Genomic DNA, 19,018 nt, shown 5'->3' with positions numbered 1-19,018 from the left:
CTTATCGGCGCTTGTGATCGCCCTTGTCACCCTGACCAGGTTTTGCGTCGTGTTTGGCATCGTGGCGAGCATCGGCCGAGAGGGAGCGGGACACGTCAACGCTCTCCTTGAACTTGCCGTCCTCGTCCCTGCGGACATACCGCTTGTCGGTTCCGGTATCGATCAGTTCGCGTTTGGTCATGGCGAGACTCCTTTATGGTTGCTGTTTCCCATAAACGCACCTGCCGCCCAAAAGATGCATGCGAATCAGCGGCCTAACTGGGACTCGTATAAAGGGCACGGCAAAACAGCTAAGTCATTGAAAAATGATTCGTTTCGACTCGGAACAATTGCCCGCTGATTCGCTTGAATCGCCTAAGTTGCGTCAGGAGTTCAGCGTCATGGTTGCCCCAAGAGCCAATTGGAAAGGCTTCATCAAGTTCGGAGAAGTATCCTGTCCGGTGGCGCTCTACACCGCCGCCTCCTCGTCAGAGCGAATTGCCTTCAACACGCTGAACCGAAAGACCGGCAACCGGGTAAAGCGAGAATTCGTCGACAGCGAAACCGGCGATCCTGTCGAGCGCGACGACCAGGTCAAGGGCTACGAGATCGAGAATGGCCAGTACATCGTTCTGGAACCCGATGAAGTCGCCGCCGCCGTACCCGAAAGCGACAAGACCCTGAAGATCGACGCGTTCATTCCATGCAACGAAATCGACGACGTCTATTTTGACAAGCCTTATTATCTTGCGCCTGACCGTATGGGCAAGGATGCTTTCGTGCTGCTGCGCGATGGTATGAAAAAAGCAAAAGTCGCCGCCATTGCCCGCACGGTCCTTTTCCGCCGGATGCGCACGGTCCTGATCCGCGCACACGGCAAGGGCCTGATCGCCTCGACGCTGAACTTCGATTACGAAGTTCGCTCATCCGAGAAAGCGTTCGAGGAACTGCCGGATCTGAAGATCGAGGGGGAAATGCTCGATCTGGCGGAACATATCATCGGGAAGAAGAAGGGTAGTTTCGATGCCGGCACCTTTGACGATCGGTACGAAGCCGCGGTCGCCGAACTGGTGAAGGCCAAGATTGAAGGCCGCTCGCTGCCGAAGAAGAAAGCGCCGGCTGCTTCCAGGCCCAGCGATCTGCTGCAGGCACTGCGCGAAAGCGCCGGGCTCGCAGCCAAGGCCGAGCCGAAACGCACCGCTGCCAACGCCAACAAAGGCACCGGCCGGCAAAAGGCCGCCAAACCTGCCACTGCAGCGAAGTCGAAGGTTGCGACGCCAGCGCGCCGCGCAAGCTGATCGGAGGATATCATGGCAGTTCGTCCATACTGGAAAGGCTATCTCAAGCTGTCATTGGTTACTTGCCCGGTGCAGATGATGCCGGCGACATCCGAGAACGAGAAGGTCCGCTTCCACACGCTCAATCGCGAAACCCAGAACCGGGTGGTCAGCCATTATGTGGACTCGGTCACGGGAAAGGAAGTTCGGGAAGAAGACGAGGTCAAAGGCTATCAGCGCGGCGAGGACGAATACATCATCCTCGAGGATGAGGAGCTCGAAAATGTTGCGCTGGATAGCACCAAGACCATCGATATCTCCACCTTTACCCCGCGCGATAGGATCGAGTGGATCTGGCTGGACACGCCCTATTATCTGTCGCCGAACGATCCGGTCGGCCAGGAGGCATTCTCGGTCATACGCGACGCGATGGAATCCCAGGACATGGTCGGCATTTCGCGGTTGGTCATCACGCGGCGCGAGCGCGCCGTCATGCTGGAGCCACGCGGTAAGGGTATCGTTTTGTGGACTTTGCGTTATGGTGACGAGGTGCGCGATGAAGAGACCTATTTCGAGGACATCGGTGATGAGACAGCGGATTCCGATATGATGCCGCTGATCCAGCAACTGATCAAAAAGCAGACCCAGCACTGGAACCCGAAAATGGTCATCGACCCGGTTCAGGACCGGCTGCTCGATATCATCGCCGAAAAGAAAAAGGCGCTGAAAAAGCCATCGAAGACCAAGGCGAAAGCGCCAGCCTCAGCGCCCGCACCGAGCAACGTCATCAACATCATGGATGCCTTGAAGAAGTCAGTCGCAGCCGAGACCCGGACCGGCAAATGAGCAAACGCGCCAAGCCTTTGCTGCAAGACGATGCCTTCACCGCAAAATCCAGGCCGAGGCGGAAGCGTGACCCGGCGCAGCCGAACCTTCCCTTCGACCCCATGCCCGATCGGGTCGACCCATGCCTGGCATTGCTCAAGACGGCGCCGCCAGTCGGGCCGGATTGGGTCTTCGAAATCAAATGGGACGGCTATCGGCTCGCCATCCATATCGAACCATCGGGCGTCCGGATTATCACCCGCGGCGGCCATGACTGGACCCACCGTTTTCCCGCCATTGCCGCGGCTGCTAAAGAGCTTGGGGTTAGAACAGCCATCCTCGACGGAGAGGCTGTCGTCCTCAACGCCGAGGGCCGATCCGACTTCGGAGCGCTACAGCGGTCGCTCGGCGGACGCGGCGGCAAGAAAGCCTCGACGGAGTCCATCCTGTTTGCCTTCGACCTCCTGTATTTCGATGGTCATGATCTGACGAAGACTGAACTCTCAGTCCGACGGCGTCTGCTGACTGATCTGCTCGAGGGTGCGGTTGGCGCGATCCAGCTTTCGGAGGAAGTCCAAGGCGACGGCGCCACACTTTTGGAAAATGCCCGCTCTCTCGGACTGGAAGGCATTATCGCCAAGCACCGCGACAGCCGGTACCGCTCCGGGCGGACCGGGGACTGGCTGAAGATCAAATGCGTGCAAAGCGAGAGTTTCACGATCGTCGGCTACGAACAGTCGGCCGCCGCGCTCGGCGGGATCGGTAGTCTACTGCTGGCCGCTCGCCGCGGCCACGATTGGGTCTATGTCGGCGCTGTCGGCACGGGCTTCAAGGAGAAGGACGCCACCTATCTGAAGAAGACGCTCGACACGCTGAAGGCCAGAACGCCGGTCGTGCCGTTGAAAGGCAAGAACTACGTGTTTGCGCAACCGACGCTGATCGCCGAAATCGAATTCCGGGGCTGGACCGACGATGGTAATCTGCGGCATGCCTCTTACAAAGGCCTGCGTGAAGTCCAGGATAATGCGGCGGTTTATGCGCTGAACTGAATGGCGCCGGCAGAGGCAAAAAAGCCGGAATTTTTTCTGGCCGTGCTCTTGAATCTAAAAATCCCAAAAACCAAATCGATTGTCGCCAGCCGCTGATGAAGGGCTGGCCTTGCTGGAGGCACCGTCTTTCGGCGCTTCCGTACCCCATGTTGCTTCAAGGAGGATATGGCTATGGCAACATCTTACGACTACGCACCGCTGTTCCGTTCGAGCGTCGGCTTCGACCGGGTCTTCAACCTTCTGGAAAACGCTCAGCGCGCTCGCTCGATCAGCGACTGGCCGCCCTATGACATCGTCAAGACCGGTGACGACAACTACCGGATTTCCGTTGCGGTGGCCGGCTTCTCCCAGGACGATCTCGACATCACCTTCCAGTCCAATCTGCTGACTGTCACCGGTAAGAAGCAGGAAGCGGCTGCTGAGGGCTACCTGCATCGCGGCATCGCCGGCCGTCCGTTCGAACACCGTTTCGAACTGGCCGACCATGTCCGGGTGAACGGAGCGGCTCTGAGCAACGGCCTGCTGTCCATCGATCTTGTGCGTGAGATCCCCGAGGCACTGAAGCCGCGCAAGATCTCGATCCAGAGCGAACCCGCGCTGACATCGGCTGCTCCGGCGCAGATCGAAGCGCAGAAGGCAGCTTAATCGACATCGTCCGCTCAACTGGGGCGCCGTTGCGACGGCGCCCATCGACGTTCCGGGTTGGAAAGGAGAGAGCGATGAAACCCGATATGTTCAGACAGCCTGTTTCCATTCTTGTCGGCCTCGGCTTTCCCGCGGAGGTGCGCGGCGTGATGGACGCCTACCGGCACCTCGTCGAATGGCCGGTCTCACAGAGAGATGGCGCGCACTCAATTGCGCTCAAGGCGTGCAGTGCCGCGCTGCGCGGTGAGATCGAAGCAGAGACCGCACGCGGTCTATTTGCCGCCTTTGCCGAGAAACACGACCTACTGGCGCCGGAAATCAACGGGATCGTCGCGTCGCGCTTGCGGCGGGACAGAGATCCGCACGTGCGGTGAGGTGGTCAGATGATGCACGATATGTTGCAGCAGGCCGCCGACAATGCGATGGCGGTGGGCCCAATGGTCCTGCTTCAGGGTATGCAGCTTCAGCGACCGATCGACGTGGTGAAGTCACCGTCTCTTTCCGTCGATGACAAGCGCGCGATCCTTGCCGCTTGGGCGTCGGATTTCTATGCGCTTGATTCCAAGCCGGCGCTTCGTCAGTTGCCGGGAACGCCGGAGCCGGTCTCGATCAATGACGTGCAGTCTGCTCTCAAGGCGCTCGATCGGTGCTATGGTATTTGATGGACTGCGCGTTCAGGCGGCCTGCTTCATAGACTTGGCCAACCGCTTGATTGCCTGCTCCAGCGAGCGCTGTCCGTCGCAATAATCCTGCCAGGCGCTCGTCTTCTCAAGGAGCGCCGGCACGGTGCGGATCGTGAAGCGCTTGGGATCGAGATCTGTCTTCACTTGGGCCCAGGTCAGAGGCATCGATACGGTGGCACCGGGACGGGCACGCGGAGATAAAGGCGCAACAGCGGTCGCCATGCGATCGTTGCGTAAGTAGTCGAGGAAGATGCGGCCGTTTCGTTGGTTCTTCGCCATCTTGATCAGATAGAGGTCAGGGTTCTCGCGCGCCATCTGCAAGCAGACGTCGTGCGCAAAACCCTTCGCCTCGGGCCAAGCCAGCTTCTTGCCCTTGGCCACGGCAAGTGGGGTGACCACGTGCAGCCCTTTGCCGCCGGTGGTCTTGCAGAAACTGACGAGCCCGAGCTCCTCCAGCCGGTCGCGCATCTCGCGGGCGGCTTCAACGACGGTGGAGAAGGGGACGTCTGGACCGGGATCGAGGTCGAACACTAGGCGGCCCGGAACTTCTGGCTGATCCGGTTCGCAGTTCCAGGGATGCAGTTCGACGCCGCCGATCTGGGCGATTGCCGCGAGGCCTTCGACGCGATCGATCTGCAGATAGGGCTTTTTGTCGCCGAACACCTTCACCAGCTCGAGGAGGTTCGAGGTGCCCGGCATGGCATGCCGCTGAAAGAACTGCTCGCCGCCGATGCCATCGGGGGTGCGGATGATTGAGCACGGCCGACCCTTGATGTGGTCGATGAGCCAAGAGCCGACCACCTCATAATATTGCGCAAGCTCGACCTTGGTTACAGGCTTGTCGTCACCCGCGTCCGGCCACAGCGGCTTCTCGGGATTGGAGATCAACACGCCCATGACATTTGCCTTGCCGCCCTTCCGGAAAGACTTGGTCGGCGTTGGTTTTTCAGCCTCTGCCTCGGGATCAGGCACATCGGCTTGTGCCGGTGCGGAAGGCTTCTCCGCAACGACTTCGCCGGCCGGCTTGTCTTCCCGCAGGCCCTTGAACGCCGCCTGACGCACCAGACCGTCGGCCGTCCAGCCGGCGAACTGGATTTCCGCGACAAGCTCCGGCTTCAACCAGACGATGTCAGGATCCTTCTTCGGCGCGCCGATGCCTGTGAACGGTGACTTGGTGGTTTCCAGCTCGCGGAGCTTCGGCAAAATCGTGTCGACGACTTTTGCGCCATACCCGGTGCCAACCCGGCCGACATAGACGAAATGATCACCGCGGTTGACGCCGACCAGCAGTGAGCGAAACTTGCCGTTCGTCTTGGCATAGGCTCCGATGACCACCTCATGGCCAGCCCGGCATTTGGACTTGGCCCAGGTGTCGCTCCGGCCGGACTGATAGCGCGCATCACCTTGTTTGGAAACGATGCCTTCCAGCGACAGCCGACAGGCTGACTTCAGAACTGCGTCCCCGCCGGTTTCGAAATGCTCGACGAAACGCAAGCGTGGATCCTCGCCCGCGTCTTCAAGCAGCTTCTGCAGCCGGTCCTTGCGCTCGGTCAGCGGCAGTTGTCGCAGGTCCTCGCCGCCCTCGAACAAATGGTCGAAGGCGAAATACACCAGGGCGTCCGTCTTGCCTTCCGACAGCGCCGCCTGTAGCGCAGCGAAGTCTGGCGCGCCGTGTTCGTCGAGCGCACAGATCTCCCCATCGATGATCGCATCGGGCAGGGTTGCGGCCGAAGCGGCGATCGCCGGATATTTTGCTGTCCAGTCGAGGCCCTTGCGGGTTTTGAGCGTTACCCCGCCGTTTTCGATGCGCATCTGGATGCGGTAACCGTCAAACTTGATCTCATGAATCCAGCTACCGGCCGAGGGTGGACGCTCGCGCGTCTCGCAGAGCTGCGGCGCGATGAAGTCGGGCATCGGCGACTTCGCTGGCTCTGCCCCTTTGGCCGACGTTGCTTTCCTTTTGGTTTTGGTTCCGGCTTTGCGTTCTTCAGCAGCAAGGCCGTGGGTGCTGTCCCAGACGGCATCCGCCTGAACGTCGCCACTCTCGACCATGAACGGTTTGGGCTTCCTGCCTTTGCCGGCGGCGATCGCCTCCATCGTCCGGCCGGAGGCCACCGATGTTGCGTTCTCCTCCAGGACAGCCGCACCGTTCTCCTCGACGGAGAACTCATCGTGATGCTTGATCAGCAGCCAGTTGGTGCGCTTGCCGCCGTCACGATCATTGCGCATCCGCACCAGCACAAAGCTGCCATGCAGACGCTCGCCCTCCAGAGTGAACTTGAAGTCGCCTTTGGCGAGAGCCTGTTCCGGACTTTTATTGCCCTCCGGCTCCCAGTAGCCACGGTCCCAAAGCATGACCGTGCCGCCGCCATACTGGCCCTTCGGGATCGTGCCTTCGAAATCGCTGTAGTCGAGCGGATGATCCTCGACCTCGACGGCAAGACGCTTGTCGTGTGGATCGAGCGACGGCCCTTTGGTCACCGCCCAGGATTTGAACACGCCATCAAGCTCAAGCCGAAGATCATAATGCAATCGGGTCGCGTCATGTTTCTGGATCACAAAGCGCCGACGGTTCGACGCTTTCAGCGTTGCCTGGCCGCTCGGCTCCTGCGTCTTCTGAAAATCGCGCTTCTGCTTGTAAGTTGAGAGCTTGTCGCTGGCCATGGCAGTCCCCGGTACAAATCCGCCTCCAACGTCGAATGACGAGAGAGTTGAGGCGCGGCCGGACAGGTAGGACGCTCGACTGCCATTTCGTTGGCCGCAAGGAGAAACCGGAAAAATCCTCGCGTTCATCATTCCTATCACGTCCGGTTGACACGGCACGCGACCTCGGAACTGAGAAGCATCCAGCCCGCATTTTGTTCCAATTCAGCGTGTTAAGACGCCGCGACGGAAACACGCCGCGCGTCAACTGACCTGCTCGACCTTCAGGATGCTGAAAAGACGCAAAGGTCGATAACCCGCGCCAACCGCTTTAGTTATGTTTCTCTCGTCCGATTTCTATCCACAGATCGCCCCCAACACGCGGCCTGAGGTGGGATCGGTCTCTAAGGTTACCCTGTTGTCTCGGTAATCATGGGTGACGGGTTGGCCGGGGGCGATCTGGCGTACGATGGTCACTCCAGTTCTTCGCTTGGCTTCCTCGTCGGTCGGCTTTGGTTGCCCATTAAGTGCCCGTGCAGCTACGGGATCGCACCGACCACTGGGGACTTCAGAGCCTGCGGAGCAAGCCACCAAAGCCGGGAGCGTGCCGAGGAAAACCAGAATAGGCGTAACACGCAGAGCAGATTTCATTGGCTTTTGCCTCTTTCGATCAACGACAGATTGTGTCTTTGCATTGCCGCCAGCTAACTTCAATATGAAGTCGTTCTGTCATCGAAGGCGTTTTGATGTACCCGACGTATTCGAGATCGGCTACACCGTTTCGGCGGCTCTTTAGACTTGTCGCGAGCCGCCGGCATACCCGCATCCGTGGGGCCCGGGTGCAACGACATTGACCCGAAAGCCTCCTTGTTATTCAGCCTGCGTTGCTTTGTACTGCCGAGCGACGCTCATAACCCGCGCGCCATAGAGACGTGCTGTTTCGAGATCGCCCGAGGACATTTCATCCGGGGCGGCGTCAGCGTCCGACTGCGCCATCGGGCCAATATATGACCCCATGCGGTTCGCGTCATCGCGCTTAGACGCTTTCACGTTCGATGGTTTGATGCCGAGGCTCACCCATAGGCCACCATGCTGCCCGGAAAGAAGGACAAAGTATTGCAGCGTGTTTAGCTTGTCGCCATTGAGGCTGGCGCTGTTGGTGAAGCCGCCAAAGACTTTGTCCTGCCACTTCGCGGAAAACCACGGCTTGGAAGATGCATCAGCGAATTTCTTAAATTGCCAGCTCGGTCCGCCCATGTAAGTCGGCGAGCCGAAGATGATCGCGTCGGCGGCATCCAACGCGGCCCATCCGTCGTCAGAAAGGTTGCCCTCGGCGTCAATCGCAAGGAGCTTTGCGCCAGCACCTTCCGCGACGGATTCAGCCATGCGGTGCGTATGGCCGTAGCCGGAATGGTAGACGATAACAGTGCTTGGGACGGAACTCGATGTGGTCATGATTGGCTCCTTATGCCATGGTTATGCGCCTCGCTGATGGAACTCAGCGCGGTTCGGATTAGTCGTTGCTGTGATTGAGGCTGGCGGTTTCCGCGCAGCTAAGATGAGAACTGGACGAGAGCTGCGATGATTAGTAGCAGCAGGAACACCGATGGCGGCGGGATATGGCGGAAATCGCGGGCCCTGATGATAGCGATAACGGCCGCGACCATGATGCAGGCTCCAAGCGCCACGCCGAATGCGAAGGTTGGCCGCAAGACCAACAGAACTGCCGTCAGGAATTCCAAGATTGCGGTGATCCAACACCACCACGATGGAAATCCGTAACGAACGAACTCTTCCCGAACAGCCTTGCTGCCGGACGCGTTGATGACCGCACCGAGAAGGAATGCGGCGGCGGCCAGGAGCGTCGCCGCATTGCCGACTGACAGCGATATGAAGTTGAACATTGGACGATCCTAACGGTGACACCCGCGAGCGATGCGGCGTCAATAGCGTCATAAATAACTATAGCACTGCTAGAATGTCAATCGTTGCTTAAGATTATTTGTGCCGCTATAATGCTTTGAAACGAATGAAGGTGAAGTTGTGGGCATAAGTGAACGCAAAGAGCGGGAGAAGGCCGAGCGAGAGCAGCGGATCATCGGCGCTGCAAAGATGCTTGCCGAAAAAGACGGATGGGCTTCGGTGACTGTTCGTCGACTTGCTCAGGAGATTGAATACAGTCAGCCCGTCCTGTACGCCCATTTCGAAAACCGCGACGCGATTGTCGGGGCGGTCGCTCTGGAAGGATTTGGGGAGTTAGGGCCGGTGCTGCGGTCATCGGTTCGCCGCGGCGCGAGTGCGGCGCAAGCAATGGAAGACGTTGCTATGGCATACCTGGAATTCGCCATTGAGCGGCCGGCTTTGTACGAAGCCATGTTCGTCCTTCCGAGCGGTCTGCGGTTTGCAAAGTCCGATACACCTCAGTCCTTGCGCGATACATTCGGAGCCATGATGGCTGTCGTTGAGCCATTTTGCGCAAACGCTGAACTCGCTACCGAGGCTTTCTGGGCTACCCTTCATGGTCTAGCGGAGCTTGAGCGCCATGGACGGATCAGGACGGCGTTTCGCAAAGAGCGAGTTGCACATATCGTTGATATGTTTGCGTCTAAGAGTTGACATAGGAATACGCGAGACGTTTCGACACAGGCATCCCGACTTAAGGTCATTTGCGAGGTTTGCTGGGCTTCCTCGCACTTTTTCCAAATGATCATATGGCGCATTCGCAGACTCAATTGTAAGCTGCATGAGATCGAGGCTACCTGTTGGCGCGCGGTCTCAACGGCCCCCGGACAGTGGCTTTCCAAACACATCTCTGCTTATCCGAGTTCCTCGGCAAGGCCGATGAGAAGACCTTCGGGTCCGCGGATGTAGCAGAGCTTGTAGGCGTTCTCATATCGGACGACATCGCCGACAAGCTGGGCGCCGTGCGTGCGCAATCTCTCAACGGTCTCTTCGACGTCATCGACTGTGAACATGGCTCGCAGATAACCAAGGGAGTTCACCGGAGCGTTCCGATGATCCGCGACGACCTCCGGTCTGAGGAAGCGTGAGAGCTCCAGCCGGCTGTGGCCGTCCGGTGTGCGCATCATGGCGATCTCGACGTGCTGGTCGCCCAGACCAGTGACGCGACCGGCCCATTCGCCCTCGATCGTCGCGCGACCTTCGAGTTCGAGGCCCAGCTCCTGAAAAAAGTCTATCGCCGCTCCAAGATCTTCAACGACGATCCCGATGTTGTCCAATCGCTTTACCGCCATGTCGGCCTCCTCCGGTTTTCGCACCGACTTTCTTCCAGGACGTAGATGAACCATCGGTCCTGACATCACTATCAAAATCTTTAGGGAATCTATTCGGATGGGTTTCCCCCTTACGAGACTTCGTGCTGTTATTGGTGACGTTTGCCGAATATGATCGGCGCTACGCCAGGTGGCTTGACCGTCAGGCGTCCAAAAATACTTTGATTGACGGGGCGTAGATGTCTATTTCCGATGATCAGCAATGCGAGGACCAGGCGAAGGGCCCGCGACAACTAGAGGCTGACATAGAAGCTGCGCAGGCGGGACATATTGCTGCAGCTTTTCTTGCAGCGATCGTCGAATCCTCCGACGATGCGATCGTCAGCAAGAGCCTCAGCGGCGTTATCACGACCTGGAATAAAGGCGCCGAGCGTCTTTTCGGCTATGCGGCGAATGAGGCCATCGGAAAGCCAATCACGATCGTCATTCCACCGGATCGCCTCGACGAGGAACCAGCCATTCTCGCCCGCATCCAGGCCGGCGAGCGCGTCGATCACTTCGAGACGATACGACGACGCAAAGACGGTAGCCTGATCGATATTTCTCTCACCATCTCGCCTATTCGGGACGGCAACGGAGAGATCATCGGCGCATCGAAGATCGCCCGCGATATCTCAGAGCGCAAGCGAGCTGCCGAGCATCAGGAACTTTTGCTTCGGGAAATGCATCACCGGGTAAAAAACCTATTCGCCATTACCGGCAGCATCATCACTCTTGCGGCTAGGACGGCAAAAACGACTACCGATCTCGCCTCGGGGTTGAAGGACAGGTTGATGGCCCTGTCCCGGGCGCATGAGATGACATTGCCGAGCTTGAACGCTGAGGCCGCGACCGGCACTCCACAGACGACCCTGTTCCGGCTTTTGTCCAATATTCTCGCACCCTATGAGCGGGAGGGTGCCACTCGTTGGCAGCTGACCGGAGATGACATCGATGTCAGCGGCAACAAGATCACAAATTTCGCGCTGCTGTTCCATGAATTCGCAACCAACGCCGCGAAATATGGTGCGCTGTCCGTCGAAGAGGGGAAGCTGGATATCGCAGTGACGGTGAAAGGCGAGATCCTGGAGATAGTCTGGCTCGAGAGCAACGGTCCTCAACACTCCACGTCGGAGACACGTTCGATCGGTTTTGGAAGCCGGCTTGAGCAGATAATCGGAAAGAGTCTCGGGGTCGATATCTCGCGCGAGTGGATGCCGAATGGGCTCTCGATTCGACTGTCCGTCCCCCGCGGCGCTATCAGCGATTCATCCGGAAGATAGGCGATGGCGGCATCGGCGCCCTCGCGCAGAAAAGCGATTGCTGTGGCACGGCCGATGCCTGAATCGTCGCCGATGACGAGTGCCTTCCGCCTGTGAGCTTTCCCGCCCCGCGATAACTCTGAGCGCAACCGGCTTGCGATCCTCGGCTTCGATAAGGTCGATCACCTCCCTGGCATCCGCCTCTTGGTTGTACCCGACCTATTTGAGATCGGGTACCCCGTTTCGGCTGCTCCCTAGACTTGCCGCAAGCCGCCGTCAACGCATAGCTCAGCGCCGGCGATGTAGCTCGCGTCATCGCTCAGCAAGAACAAGGCGGCCGCAGCCACTTCTGATGGCCGTGCCATACGACCCATCGGAATCGGAGCGACAATTGCCGCGCGAGTGTCTTCCGCGACAGCAGCCATCATGTCCGTATCCGTGGGGCCGGGTGCAACGACGTTGACCCGAATACCTTTTGGTGCGAGTTCTGCCGTCCAGGTTCTGGCGTAGGAACGGACAGCTGCTTTGGTTGCGCAGTAGGTTCCGTAACCCGAGTAGCCTGCGTTCCCCGCTATGGAGCCGACGAGGACGACCGAGCCGCCTTCTGTCATGGCGGGGAGAGCGGCCTGGAAGCCAAACACCATTCCTCGAACGTTGACGTCGAAGTGGCGGTCGAAGTGCTCCGGCGTTATCTCGGCGATCTGCGAAGGCTCGGAAAGACCTGCATTCAAAACAAGGGCGTCGATACGACCGTAGGCTTTGCGCACTTTTTCGACAACGACGATCATGTCTTCCGGAGAGCTTGCGTCAGCGAGAATGCCGACCGTGCCATTGCCGATGCGTTTGGCCGCCTTGTCAGCATCTTCAGCTCTACGACTGGTGATGAAGACAGTTGCGCCTTCGGCAGAGAGCCGCTCGGCAATAGCCAGCCCGATACCCTTCGCGCCGCCAACAACCAGAGCCACTTTGTTGTTCATTCGAGCCATCGTAAATCCTTTCACTGAATGGTCTCTCAATGATATACGGTGGATATCTGATATCAATTACGCACTTGGATTAGCCTAGATATGGACGAGTATACTGACCTCGAAGAGCTCTCTCATCGCGCACTCTGCAACATGCCGCAGGTTCGCCCGGTACTGGACAAGATTGCTGATAAATGGACGATCATGATACTGACTGTGATCTGTCCGAAACCTGCGCGCTTCAACGAACTCAAGCGGCGTCTCGACGGAATCACGCACAAGGCTCTGGCCGATGCCCTGAAGAGACTTGAGCGGAACGGTCTTGTCACGAGGACGGTGCTCCCAACGCAGCCGATCGGCGTGGAATATGCAATCACTCCGCTAGGCCATTCCCTGCGTGAGCCGTTTGAAGCACTGTGTGCGTGGGCAGCAGCCAATGCCGACAAGGTCGAGGCGGCCACGCAACACTACGACAACACCGGAAATCGTCGTTGACGGCGTCGCTGTGTCCGCTCCTAGCTCTTCAGAGACTGAGGTCTTGGCCCTCTTCGGCCCAATCAGCCATTCAGGAAGAGATTGGTAGCGGACCGTTCTTGGGCGTCGCCGATGGAGCCTAAATCGATAAAGCGCCGATCGCCAGTCACACAAAATTTGAGGGAGAGCTGAGTTCGAAGCAACTGTATCTGCATCATTGGGACGATGCGCTTGTCGTGTCGCAACCCCGCGTTTCGGTCCGCAAGGAAACCGGGGGTATTGTGATTAAATGAGTCGATGGAGTTACTTGGCTGAAATCCGCCTAGACCTCTGATTCGTCTCATCATTTGCGTGACATCGCTTTAGCGGAACCTAAATTACCGCCCTGAGACCGGCTTGACTCTTTCAACGGAGCGGAACAAAAGAGGAACGTCAACAATTTTCGGGGACGTGAAGTCCATGCAACGCGAGCCGGGGAGGTCCGTGAACGATGTCGCGCACCACCAGCCCTCGGGTCATCGAGGAACTCAGAGACCGTATCGCCCACCTTGAGGGGAGTGCGGCGAAAAAGGCCATCGTGCTACCCTTCGGTATCAGCGAGATGGATGAGCGGCTGCCAGGTGGTGGCCTGCCTTATGGTGCCCTGCATGAGATTGCGGGTGGCGGCGCCGGTACGGTGGACGGAGCCGCGGCTGCATTGTTTGCCGCCGGCATTGCCGCGCGCTCGAAAGGCAAGGTCCTTTGGTGTCTGACGAGACCTGATCTCTTTTTCCCCGCTATCGCCCAAGCAGGCCTGCATCCCGATCGCGTGATCTTTTGCGAGGGTGACAAGGAGGAAGACGTCCTTGCTTCCATGGAAGAAGGGCTTTCCTTCGGGGGATTGGCAGCAGTGGTCGGGGAACTGGTTCGATTGCCGATGGTGGCATCCCGGCGGCTGCAGCTGGCTGCTGAAAAGACAGGCACCATGGGGCTCGTTGTCCGCAGGTGGCGGCGACAGACGGAGGCGTCGGACTTCGGCAATCCGACAGCCTCGACGACACGATGGAGGGTAAGCGTGCTGCCGTCGGAGGCGTTGCCAGTCGCGGGCGTTGGCCGCCCAAGATGGCTGGCGGAATTGATGCGCGTGAAAGCAGGCGAGTGTGCTGAGTTCGAATTAGGAGCCTGTGATGCCAAGGGTCGTTTGTGTCTACTTCCCCACTCTGCCAACAGACCGGATACGTCGGCATGGAGAGGGAACCGTGCCAGCTGATCAGCCTCTTGTCGTTATCTCGAAATCGGGCTCGAAACGCTGGGTCTCGGCTGCCGACACCGCCGCGCGCAAACTCGGCCTCAAGGTCGGGATGCCTGCAAGCAAAGCGCAGGCTGTGGTCTCTAACCTTACGATGATCGATGCCGATCCTGCCGCTGACGCTGCTGCCCTAGAACGGCTGGCGCTGTGGGCTCTCCGACAATACACCCCTGTCGTTGCCGTCGACGGCACGGACGGTATCGTCATGGACACCGAAGGCGCCGATCATCTTCAGGGCGGCGAGGCCCTGCTGATTTCCGGGCTGGTCAACGGGTTGAGGGGACGGGGCCTGACCGCGCGTGCTGCGGTGGCCGATACCTGGGGAGCAGCGCACGCGATCACCCGCCTGACGTCGGCGGAAACGACCGTTGTTCCGCTAGGCGGCGTGGCGAAAGCAGTCACTCGCCTGCCGATCCACTGTCTCCGGCTCGCCCCCGACACAATACATGGTTTACGGGTGATGGGCGTCGAGACGGTCGGGGAACTCTCCGCGATGCCACGCGCGCCCTTGACGCTGCGATACGGCCCGGAGGTCGGTAGGCGGCTGGACCAACTGTTCGGGCGGATGGCAGAACCCATCGAACCTCTACGGACACCAGAGCTGGTCGAAGCCGCGAAGAACTTTCAGGAGCCAATCGGCGCCGCGGAGACAATCTCCAAATATGTACGCCGACTGGTTGGCGAACTGACATCCAAACTGGAAGAGCGCGGCCTTGGCGTGAGGCGTTCTGATCTTGTCATCCACCGTGTCGACAACACCCGCCAGTGCATTCGAGCCGGATTGGCAAAACCGGTACGCGATCCCGCTCGGCTGTCGAAGCTGTTGTGCGATCGCATCGAGAAAATCGACCCCGGCTTTGGAATCGAACGCCTGGTGCTGGTCGCCATCATCGCAGAGCCGCTGGAGGAGCGGCAGGTCGCGTCGTCACTCATCGAGGAGCAGGTTGTCGATGTTACGCCGCTTGTCGATATTCTCGGCAACCGTGGCCAGCGTCTCTACCGTGTCACGCCCGTTGCCTCCGATGTTCCCGAGCGGTCGGTGAAGCGGATTGGGCCGACGGCGGACGACACCGGAGCGACATGGGCCGCGAAATGGCCACGGCCATCGCGGCTGCTGGCGAACCCGGAACGCATCGACGTGACCGCTCTTCTCCCCGATCAGCCGCCCGCCGTGTTCACCTGGCGTGGCAAGCGCCGGCGGGTCAAACGGGCAGACGGGCCGGAGCGGATATTCGGGGAATGGTGGGTTCGCCCGAGAGAGCATGCCGCCGTTCGGGACTATTACGTGGTCGAGGACGAGGCCGGCGAACGCTACTGGGTGTTTCGCGCCGGCGACGGCATAGACGCTGACACGGGCTCGCACCTGTGGTTTTTGCATGGGGTGTTCGGATGAGATATGCCGAACTCCAGGTCACCACCCATTTCTCCTTTCTCCGCGGTGCCAGTTCGACCGAGGAACTGTTCGCCGCCGCCGCGGCGCTTGGCATCGACGCCTTGGGTGTTGTCGATCGCAACTCGCTCGCCGGCATCGTGCGCGCCTGGGAGGCGGCCAAGACCACTGGCGTGAGATTGGTCGTCGGCTGTCGGCTCGATCTTTCCGATGGCTTGTCGATCCTGGTCTATCCGACCGATCGACCGGCCTATTCGAGATTGACCCGCTTGCTTTCGCTCGGCAAGAGCCGGGGAGGGAAGGGCAAATGCATCCTCGATCTGTCAGACGTGGAAGCCTATAGCGCTGGCCTGATTGCCATCCTTGTCCCGGATGAGGCCGACGAGACCACTGCCGGCCAACTCAGGAAGATCGCTACGATCTTCGGCGACAGGGCCTACGTTTCGCTGTGCTTGCGCCGTCGCCCCAACGATCGCCTCCGGCTTCACAATCTGTCCAACATGGCTGCGAGACATAAAGTGAAAACGATCGTCACCAACGACGTGTTGTTTCACGATCCCGGTCGCCGGCAGTTGCAGGACATCGTCACCTGCATCCGCAACCGAACGACAATCGACAGCGTCGGCTTCGATCGCGAGCGGCATGCCGATCGCTTCTTGAAAGCACCGGAGGAGATGCATCGACTGTTTTCGGAGTATCCAGAAGCGTTGGCACGAACCCGCGAAATCGTCGACCGCTGCCGCTTCGACATGAGCGAGCTGCAGTACCAGTATCCTGAGGAAGCTCTGGTTCCAGGCCTCGACGCGCAGCAGTCACTGACCAAATTCGCCTGGGAGGGCGCTGCCACCCGGTACGCCGAGGGGATCCCCGATAAGGTTCGCAAGGCGATCCTTCACGAACTCGAGCTCATCCGGGTGATGAAATACGCACCGTACTTCCTGACCGTCTACAGCATCGTCCGGTTTGCCCGGTCGCAAGGAATTCTCTGCCAGGGGCGGGGGTCGGCGGCCAACTCGGCGGTTTGTTACTGCCTTGGCATCACCAGCATCAATCCGGAGACGGGTGACCTGCTCTTCGAGCGTTTCGTGTCGATGGAACGCGACGAGCCGCCGGATATCGACGTCGACTTCGAGCACGCCCGCCGCGAGGAGGTCATCCAATGGATATACGAGACCTATGGCCGCTCGCGCTCGGCCCTCTGCTCTACCGTCACTCGGTACCGCGCCAAGGGCGCGCTACGTGATGTCGGCAAGGCCTTGGGGTTGCCTGAAGACCTGATTACCCAGCTCTCCTCCGGAGTCTGGGGCTGGTCGGAGGGAGTCGGCGAAAAGCAGCTCATAGACAACAACATGAACACCGCCGACTACCGCCTGAAGTTGGCATTGGATCTTAGCGCCCAGTTGATGGGGGCGCCGCGCCATCTCGGCCAGCATCCGGGTGGCTTCGTCCTGACACAGGACAGGCTCGACGATCTGGTCCCGATCGAACCGGCGACCATGAAGGACCGCCAGGTCGTGGAATGGGACAAGGACGACATCGAGGCGCTGAAGTTCATGAAGGTGGACGTGCTCGCACTCGGCATGCTGACCTGCATGGCGAAATCCTTCGAGCTGCTGAAGGAGCACAAGGACATACCCATGGGGCTGGCTGACGTGGAACAGGAAGATCAGGCGACCTACGCGATGATCCGCAAGGCCGATACGCTCGGCACCTTCCAGATCGAAAGCCGGGCCCAGATGGCGATGCTGCCGCGCCTGAAGCCTCGGACATTTTACGATCTCGTCGTGCAGGTGGCCATTGTTCGACCGGGACCGATCCAGGGTGACATGGTCCACCCCTATCTCCGCCGCCGTGAAGGCAAGGAGAAGGTAGAGTATCCGACGCCCGAGCTTGAAGCCGTGCTTGGAAAGACGCTCGGTGTCCCGCTGTTCCAGGAAAGCGCGATGAAGGTTGCGATGACCTGCGCGGGCTTTACAGCGGGCGAAGCCGACCAGTTGCGTCGCGCCATGGCGACGTTCAAGTTCACAGGCGGGGTGTCGAAGTTCAAGGACAAGCTCGTCGAAGGCATGGTCAAGAACGGCTACACCCGCGAATTTGCCGAGAAGACATTTACCCAGCTCGAAGGGTTTGGCTCCTATGGCTTTCCGGAAAGCCATGCCGCCAGTTTTGCGCTGATCGCCTATGCGAGCTCGTGGGTGAAGTGTCACCACCCCGATGTCTTCTGTGCTGCCTTGCTCAACAGCCAGCCAATGGGTTTCTACAGCGTTGCCCAGATTGTCCAGGATGCCCGAAACCACGGCGTCGAAGTCCGGCCAGTCTGCGTCAACCGCTCGCGCTGGGACTGCACCATGGAACGGATCGGCAATTCCGACCGCTTTGCTTTAAGACTTGGCATGCGTGTTGTCAGGGGATTATCCGCCAACGACGCCGCGCGCATCATTCTGGCGCGAGCTGACCAGCCTTTCGTCTCCGCCGACGACATGTGGCGGCGCTCTGGTGTGTCGCCGTCGTCGCTGGTGAAGCTCGCCGAAGCTGATGCCTTTCTCCCATCGTTGGAACTGGAACGGCGTCAGGCACTCTGGGATATCAAGGCGCTGAGGGATGAACCTCTCGAGCTTTGGGCGGCCGCCGCTGAGCGAGAAGCCAAGGTCATAGCCGAGATGCAGGAGCCTGAAGTGGCGCTGAAATCGATGACCGAGGGCAGGGAGGTGGTTGAGGACTACTCGCATACTGGTCTCACCCTGCGAGCGCACCCGGTGTCATTTCTCCGAAAAGACCTCGACCGGAAAGGCATCGTTACCTGCGCCGAGGCGATGCGGCAGCGGGACGGGAAATGGCTTTGGACGGCTGGTCTCGTTCTCGTGCGACAGCGGCCTGGATCGGCAAAGGGCGTCATGTTCCTAACGCTGGAAGACGAGTCTGGCATCGTCAACGCCGTCGTCTGGCCATCGCTGTTCGAACGCCAGCGGCGTGTCCTGATGACCGCGAGCATGATGGCTATCAATGGCCGCATCCAGCGGGAAGGCGAGGTCGTTCACCTCGTTGCCCAGCGCCTGTTCGATTTCTCCGCCGACCTGGCAAGCGTTGGTAATCGGGACGGCGGCCTCGGTGACTTCCCGCTGCCCCATGGCCGCCGCGATCAGGTCAAGCACGGAGGAGGGCCGGATCCTCGGGATAATCCCAAACCCGCTGTGCAGGCGCGCGACATCTATATTCCCGACCTTCATATCGATAATCTGAAAATCAAATCCAGAAACTTCCACTGA

At 59.4% G+C, this 19,018-nt stretch carries 19 protein-coding genes and 1 pseudogene; 12 read left to right on the top strand and 8 right to left on the bottom strand.

The window, feature by feature from the left end; all coding sequences use genetic code 11:
- Window position 1: 1 nt before the first annotated feature.
- On the bottom strand, window positions 2–181 hold the full coding sequence (locus AB8B33_RS37990; protein ID WP_439019377.1) for a hypothetical protein: 180 nt from the start codon (window positions 179–181) through the stop codon (window positions 2–4).
- Between the two features lie 199 nt (window positions 182–380).
- Here AB8B33_RS37990 and AB8B33_RS37985 point away from each other — a divergent pair, with 199 nt between their 5' ends.
- The 6 genes from AB8B33_RS37985 (at window position 381) to AB8B33_RS37960 (ending at window position 4,437) form a co-directional block, all read left to right on the top strand.
- The gene (locus AB8B33_RS37985; protein ID WP_439019376.1) at window positions 381–1,277 is read left to right on the top strand and encodes a Ku protein; all 897 of its coding nucleotides are present in this window, start codon (window positions 381–383) and stop codon (window positions 1,275–1,277) included.
- Between the two features lie 12 nt (window positions 1,278–1,289).
- On the top strand, window positions 1,290–2,102 hold the full coding sequence (locus AB8B33_RS37980) for a non-homologous end joining protein Ku (RefSeq protein ID WP_428413341.1): 813 nt from the start codon (window positions 1,290–1,292) through the stop codon (window positions 2,100–2,102).
- Entirely contained in the window at window positions 2,099–3,130 is a 1,032-nt protein-coding gene (ligD, locus tag AB8B33_RS37975) for a non-homologous end-joining DNA ligase (protein ID WP_439019375.1), read from the top strand. The genes AB8B33_RS37980 and ligD (AB8B33_RS37975) overlap by 4 nt, the downstream gene beginning before the upstream one ends.
- Before the next feature lie 171 nt (window positions 3,131–3,301).
- A complete protein-coding gene (locus AB8B33_RS37970) occupies window positions 3,302–3,775 on the top strand; it encodes an Hsp20 family protein (RefSeq protein WP_439019374.1) in 474 nt (157 codons plus the stop codon).
- Between the two features lie 74 nt (window positions 3,776–3,849).
- Window positions 3,850–4,149 carry a DUF982 domain-containing protein gene (locus tag AB8B33_RS37965; RefSeq protein WP_428413338.1) on the top strand — a complete coding sequence of 100 codons (300 nt, stop codon included), beginning with the start codon at window positions 3,850–3,852 and terminating at the stop codon, window positions 4,147–4,149.
- Window positions 4,150–4,158: 9 nt separating this feature from the next.
- Window positions 4,159–4,437, top strand: coding sequence for a hypothetical protein (locus tag AB8B33_RS37960; protein WP_439019373.1), 279 nt, complete (start codon window positions 4,159–4,161; stop codon window positions 4,435–4,437).
- Between the two features lie 12 nt (window positions 4,438–4,449).
- On the opposite strand, the gene ligD (AB8B33_RS37955) is transcribed toward AB8B33_RS37960, so the two are convergent.
- The 4 genes from ligD (AB8B33_RS37955) to AB8B33_RS37940 form a co-directional block, all read right to left on the bottom strand.
- Window positions 4,450–7,122 (bottom strand): DNA ligase D, encoded by a 2,673-nt coding sequence (gene ligD / locus AB8B33_RS37955; protein WP_439019372.1) that lies wholly within the window; start codon window positions 7,120–7,122, stop codon window positions 4,450–4,452.
- Window positions 7,123–7,458: 336 nt separating this feature from the next.
- Complete coding sequence (locus AB8B33_RS37950; protein WP_439019371.1) at window positions 7,459–7,752, bottom strand: I78 family peptidase inhibitor; 294 nt, start codon at window positions 7,750–7,752, stop codon at window positions 7,459–7,461.
- Window positions 7,753–7,971: 219 nt separating this feature from the next.
- Window positions 7,972–8,556 carry a flavodoxin family protein gene (locus AB8B33_RS37945; protein WP_439019370.1) on the bottom strand — a complete coding sequence of 195 codons (585 nt, stop codon included), beginning with the start codon at window positions 8,554–8,556 and terminating at the stop codon, window positions 7,972–7,974.
- Window positions 8,557–8,654: 98 nt separating this feature from the next.
- Window positions 8,655–9,005, bottom strand: a complete 351-nt coding sequence (locus AB8B33_RS37940; RefSeq protein WP_439019369.1) for a DoxX family protein — start codon at window positions 9,003–9,005, stop codon at window positions 8,655–8,657.
- Window positions 9,006–9,144: 139 nt separating this feature from the next.
- Between AB8B33_RS37940 and AB8B33_RS37935 the strand changes: the two genes are divergently transcribed.
- A complete protein-coding gene (locus tag AB8B33_RS37935; RefSeq protein WP_056536345.1) occupies window positions 9,145–9,717 on the top strand; it encodes a TetR/AcrR family transcriptional regulator in 573 nt (190 codons plus the stop codon).
- A gap of 200 nt (window positions 9,718–9,917) precedes the next feature.
- Here AB8B33_RS37935 and AB8B33_RS37930 read toward each other — a convergent pair whose 3' ends face one another.
- Window positions 9,918–10,355: a VOC family protein gene (locus AB8B33_RS37930; RefSeq protein ID WP_060642032.1), complete on the bottom strand. Its 438-nt coding sequence runs from the start codon at window positions 10,353–10,355 to the stop codon at window positions 9,918–9,920.
- Window positions 10,356–10,573: 218 nt separating this feature from the next.
- On the opposite strand from AB8B33_RS37930, the gene AB8B33_RS37925 reads away from it, so the two are divergent.
- Window positions 10,574–11,656: a PAS domain S-box protein gene (locus AB8B33_RS37925; protein WP_439019368.1), complete on the top strand. Its 1,083-nt coding sequence runs from the start codon at window positions 10,574–10,576 to the stop codon at window positions 11,654–11,656.
- On the opposite strand, the pseudogene AB8B33_RS37920 reads toward AB8B33_RS37925, so the two are convergent.
- Window positions 11,641–11,777: pseudogene (locus AB8B33_RS37920) on the bottom strand (NAD(P)-dependent dehydrogenase); the annotation flags it as partial. The gene AB8B33_RS37925 and the pseudogene AB8B33_RS37920 sit on opposite strands and share 16 nt — an antisense overlap.
- 112 nt (window positions 11,778–11,889) lie before the next feature.
- On the bottom strand, window positions 11,890–12,621 hold the full coding sequence (locus tag AB8B33_RS37915) for an SDR family NAD(P)-dependent oxidoreductase (protein WP_439019402.1): 732 nt from the start codon (window positions 12,619–12,621) through the stop codon (window positions 11,890–11,892).
- Window positions 12,622–12,702: 81 nt separating this feature from the next.
- Between AB8B33_RS37915 and AB8B33_RS37910 the strand changes: the two genes are divergently transcribed.
- From AB8B33_RS37910 to AB8B33_RS37895, 4 genes are all read left to right on the top strand, one after another.
- Window positions 12,703–13,095, top strand: a complete 393-nt coding sequence (locus AB8B33_RS37910) for a winged helix-turn-helix transcriptional regulator (RefSeq protein WP_056536357.1) — start codon at window positions 12,703–12,705, stop codon at window positions 13,093–13,095.
- 469 nt (window positions 13,096–13,564) lie between these two features.
- Complete coding sequence (locus tag AB8B33_RS37905; RefSeq protein WP_439019367.1) at window positions 13,565–14,323, top strand: ImuA family protein; 759 nt, start codon at window positions 13,565–13,567, stop codon at window positions 14,321–14,323.
- Window positions 14,241–15,755: a DinB/UmuC family translesion DNA polymerase gene (locus tag AB8B33_RS37900; RefSeq protein ID WP_439019366.1), complete on the top strand. Its 1,515-nt coding sequence runs from the start codon at window positions 14,241–14,243 to the stop codon at window positions 15,753–15,755. Before AB8B33_RS37905 ends, AB8B33_RS37900 begins: the two co-directional genes overlap by 83 nt.
- The gene (locus AB8B33_RS37895) at window positions 15,752–19,018 is read left to right on the top strand and encodes an error-prone DNA polymerase (protein ID WP_439019365.1); all 3,267 of its coding nucleotides are present in this window, start codon (window positions 15,752–15,754) and stop codon (window positions 19,016–19,018) included. The genes AB8B33_RS37900 and AB8B33_RS37895 overlap by 4 nt, the downstream gene beginning before the upstream one ends.

Source organism: Rhizobium sp. 768_B6_N1_8 (assembly GCF_051811225.1).
Lineage (GTDB): Bacteria > Pseudomonadota > Alphaproteobacteria > Rhizobiales > Rhizobiaceae > Rhizobium.
Note: the sequence above shows the minus strand (reverse complement) of the source record. Positions and strands in the feature narration are given on the sequence as shown.